The 4,181-nt window shown below is 47.2% G+C and carries 5 protein-coding genes; 2 read left to right on the plus strand and 3 right to left on the minus strand.

Annotated features, from left to right (window positions below; translation table 11 throughout):
* Positions 1-301: 301 nt before the first annotated feature.
* The 3 genes from WBA23_RS21770 to WBA23_RS21780 are packed head-to-tail and all read right to left on the minus strand — an operon-like array spanning position 302 to position 2,632.
* Positions 302-1,507 carry an NADH:ubiquinone reductase (Na(+)-transporting) subunit B gene (locus WBA23_RS21770; protein ID WP_424584387.1) on the minus strand — a complete coding sequence of 402 codons (1,206 nt, stop codon included), beginning with the start codon at positions 1,505-1,507 and terminating at the stop codon, positions 302-304.
* A gap of 41 nt (positions 1,508-1,548) precedes the next feature.
* Complete coding sequence (locus WBA23_RS21775) at positions 1,549-1,917, minus strand: DoxX family protein (protein WP_424584388.1); 369 nt, start codon at positions 1,915-1,917, stop codon at positions 1,549-1,551.
* A gap of 37 nt (positions 1,918-1,954) precedes the next feature.
* Positions 1,955-2,632 (minus strand): hypothetical protein, encoded by a 678-nt coding sequence (locus WBA23_RS21780; protein ID WP_424584389.1) that lies wholly within the window; start codon positions 2,630-2,632, stop codon positions 1,955-1,957.
* Positions 2,633-2,829: 197 nt separating this feature from the next.
* Between WBA23_RS21780 and WBA23_RS21785 the strand changes: the two genes are divergently transcribed.
* Positions 2,830-3,504, plus strand: a complete 675-nt coding sequence (locus WBA23_RS21785; protein WP_424584390.1) for a hypothetical protein — start codon at positions 2,830-2,832, stop codon at positions 3,502-3,504.
* A gap of 1 nt (position 3,505) precedes the next feature.
* Complete coding sequence (locus WBA23_RS21790) at positions 3,506-3,814, plus strand: DUF3817 domain-containing protein (RefSeq protein WP_424584391.1); 309 nt, start codon at positions 3,506-3,508, stop codon at positions 3,812-3,814.
* The last annotated feature ends 367 nt before the right edge of the window (positions 3,815-4,181 follow it).

A 4,181-nucleotide genomic window follows, 5' to 3' on the forward strand; every position in this document is an offset into this window, starting at 1 on the left:
GTCTTACGGTGAGGAAGTAAGGGGAAGTTGATATAATTTTTATGCTCCTCAATACGATGAATTTCAAACGCGTTGAAACTTGATGAATGAAAGAAGGAAGCTTCCTGCTGCTGTTTATAATTACGCCGGAAGAAGTCTTCCGGATCTAGCGTAGGAATTTGATGATCATCCACCGTTTTTATATTCTCATGATACCTTACCAATGATAGTTTCTGACGTTGAGGATTCCTACCAAAAGTGGTACTCCTTGACAATTCTGAGGGCATACAACGAACGTTATTAGAGCGAACAATCATGATTATTATGAAGTTTTCTTCAGTCGTAGTTGCCTTCGCTGTTTGTTTCGTGCTACCACGTAGTGGTCAATCAAAGGCGCGAACACGTTCATAAACAGTATTGCCAGCATAATCCCTTCAGGATACGCCGGATTCAGTACGCGAATGATGACCGTTATTATTCCGATGAGCGCGCCGTACAGCCACTTTCCCTGTTCAGTATGAGTAGCTGACACTGGATCAGTCGCCATGAACACAATACCAAAAGCTACCCCGCCGATAGCGAGGTGGTAGTAGGCGGGCATATTCATATATTCGTTAGCACCGGCGATGTTGAAGATCCATCCCGTCGCCAGTACTCCCAGGAATCCACTCAAGATGATTTTCCAACTTCCTACCCCGGAAGCGATCAAAATGACGGCTCCAGCTAGTACCATCAGCAAAGAAGTGGAACCAATGGAACCGGGGATCAGACCAACGACCAGATTCCAGAAATCATAGAGTCCGTCCTGAAAACCGCTTAGGGTGGCTGCTACCGGTTGCACCCCTTTTACGGCAACGGCTTCGGCGGCTAGCCCTAATGGAGTTGCCCCCGAGAATCCGCTAGCGTAGGACTCTTCACCCAGATAATACCATACATCCCCCGACATGTCGGCCGGATAAGCGAAGTACAAGAACGCCCGGGCGGTCATCGCTACGTTCAGCACATTCATACCGGTGCCCCCGAACACCTCTTTGGCAATGACTACCGCGAAGATCGTCGCTAAAGCAACCTGCCATAGCGGAATAGTAGGGGGCATGATCAGCGGGATCAACATACCCGTGACCAGAAAGCCTTCGTTGACTGGATGGCGGCGGATCGTAGCAAAGGTGACCTCCACCAGGCCCCCCGCTGAGTAGGCTACCAGCACAATCGGCAGCACTACTTTCGCGCCGGTTAGGATTTTGTCCCAATGGGTAGCACTCATTAACTCCCCCGTTGCCAAAAAGTGCGTATGCCCCACGTTGTAGATGCCGAACAGTAAGCAAGGTATGAGCGCTACCACCACCGTAATCATCATTCGCTTCAGGTTGTTTGCGTCTCGTACATGCGCACCTTTGTTTTGAGCGGTAGCGTTGGGAGCATACAAAAATGTTTCGGTCATTTCGTAGACAAAGTACCAACGGTGGTATTTCCCCCCCTTTTCTACATGAGGCTTGAGCTGATTGAGATTCTTCCTGAGTGGGTCCATCGTTGTCAAGAGTTGTAGTTCCGTATGATTGATAAGCTATGCTATGCACTAGTGCCATTGCTCCTCCCGGCCGTAAATAACGCGGGTTTGCGAATGAAGGTGGCAATCCAGATAAGGATGAGAAAAACAATTGCCGGAACAGTATTGACGGGTTCATTCAGGTTCACGGCAATGGCCCCGCCGTAGTAAGCAGTGAGTAGGAAGAAGCCGATATTGATCGTTTGGGGGAAGATATAGAGGGCCAAGGCTACGATCTCAATAGCGGCCAGCAGATAGAGTTCTTCTTCTAGCCTCAGAGGACCCATCTGCTCTACTACCTGGGGGCTTCTGGCTAACTTCCCGAAGATGGTGAAGGCTATCAGTAAACTACTGAGTGCTAGCGCGATATTCTTGGCTACTTTGCTTTTCATGGTAACTTAATTGACAATTTGAAATCAGTAAAGGCGATTAATTGAAGATTTCAGCTCGTACAAATAGCCCCACCTGCCCTTTGCGCTCAGGTAAGGGGGTGTATTGGTCAAAGTCAGCCCCTATCCCGAACTGATAGTTTCGATAGTCCAGACCTACCCGTAGTTGTTGAAAGCTTCGGTTGTGATCTTCCAGTTCTACCCAGTTGGTCAGTGCCATAAGCTGCGTAAAGAGCCGCCAATCATCGTTCAACCGGAAGCGATACTGTAGCTGTGTGAAGGCTTCGTACTGAGGGTTTTCTTCCAGATAGATTGTGGCGAAGAATACGATTAGGTGATTAGGCCCCGCATTCACGAACTGACCGACCAAGTTGGCCGATACTCCGCCAAAGGAATTGTAGGTACCACCTAAACCGACTCCTACCCCCTTGATAAAATTATAGGCCACGTACGTTTGGATCAGCCCCTCGTTGAACGGCTTATTCTCATCGTCATAGTAGTTGTCGAAATAGCTGATGTTGAAAAAGTCAAATCGGTGCTTTTTGTCTAGCGGCTTGATAATGATGCTCTGGAACAGTGTTTTCTCGTAGCCCGCACTCAACTCGACCTGGACCGGCGGATTAGGTCGCATACCTTCCGGGGCAGGCTGGGCCTTCAGTGCAGTAAAAGAGAAGAAAAATAGCGTAAGAAATAGGAAGTAGGGTATTGTTCCGCGCATATCAGATTGATTAAGTACGGAACAAAGTACGCGGTTCTCCGAGCCTAAGGGGTAAGCAACAAGCAGCAGAAAATAAGCAAAATCAATCCAATGCGCCGATAGATTGATTTTGCCGATGATTAGCCGGGAATGTCATAACCATGCCGTGCCCTATGTCATGACATTTGTGTCACAGAATCATCTAACCTGTCTATCGTATGAATTTTAGAACAGCATTCCTCAGTATCTTGCTATTGTCCGGCTACGGCTACGTTCACGCTCAGCACTCCGGGCAAGGGGCTGGTCCCCCCAGTCCGCCTATTCCTTTGGAAGTGTTCGCTGGTAACGAATATCTAAATTTTCAAATGATCATTAGCAAACCCTTTGCACCAGGCAGTCGCTTCAGCTTTTTTAATGTAACCAGCTTCAACGGCGACTACCAAAACGATGAAGGGGAAAACGAGTATATCACTCAGGGCCTGCTCAATTATGAAGTGTTCAAAGGCCTATCAGTAGCCACCGGTGCCACCATGCATTACCGAACCGGGTTCCGCCCTACGGCTGGGTTAAACTACGTATTTGGCAGTCGGAAATGGCTCTTTGTTCTACTGCCTCGCTTTGATCTGAGCGATGACTACAATTTTGAGACATTCAGTTTGCTTGAGTTCAAACCACCCATTACAAAAGATATAGGACTGTATACTCGGATTCAGGGACTATACAATCATAACACTGAGCAAGACTTTCATGACCGGAGTTATTTGTACTTTCGCGTTGGGCTTTCCTACCGAAAGTATCAAGCGGGACTGGGAGCCAACTTTGACCGCTATGGTCCCGGGGAAATAGATACAGAAAACTACGGCCTTTTTATTAGAGCTCAAATCGCCAATTAGTATGCCAAGTGAATTACTAGGAACACCCCTGGGGCGGCTTCGCATTGTAGGATTTATGGAAGGGTGCTCTTATCTGCTTCTTGGAGTCACCATGCCGCTGAAGTACTACTTTGCTACCCCTCAACCTAACTACGTAGTAGGAATGATTCACGGATGCCTGTTCATCGTCTACATTGTCCTGGTTCTTCAGGTTGCTTACCTGAGGAGGTGGAAGATCAGAACCACTTTCTGGGCGTTGTTAGCCTCTTTGATACCCGCTGGCACGTTCTACGCTGACAAGAAAATATTTAGCAGAGAAGCAAGATCGTGACTGGATTCACTATGAAACAATTTCGCCAGCTAAAATCCGTATCTGCAATTCAGTATCGCGCTGGATGGCACATAGCTCAGAGAAACTTCGGCAAGTTTGTAAAAGAACATGCTACAACTAAAGATATACTAGTAAAAACTGTCCAAAATGACAATATTCATAAGAGCTAAATAAGCTTCTTGGGGGGATAGTCTGGTCATTAATAAACGCTCTCAATTGCTCTATTATGTCTAGTATGGTAACCACATCTATTTAGTAATGAATACCTTAGTAACAATAGTTTACATGATTACCGGAAGTAACAAGGACAAAGCCACCTAGAATTAGCAGTACGTTGCGGAGTGGATACCCGGAACGGTGGTTCTCG

The organism is Tunicatimonas sp., from assembly GCF_049647865.1.
Classification (GTDB): Bacteria; Bacteroidota; Bacteroidia; order Cytophagales; family Cyclobacteriaceae; genus Tunicatimonas.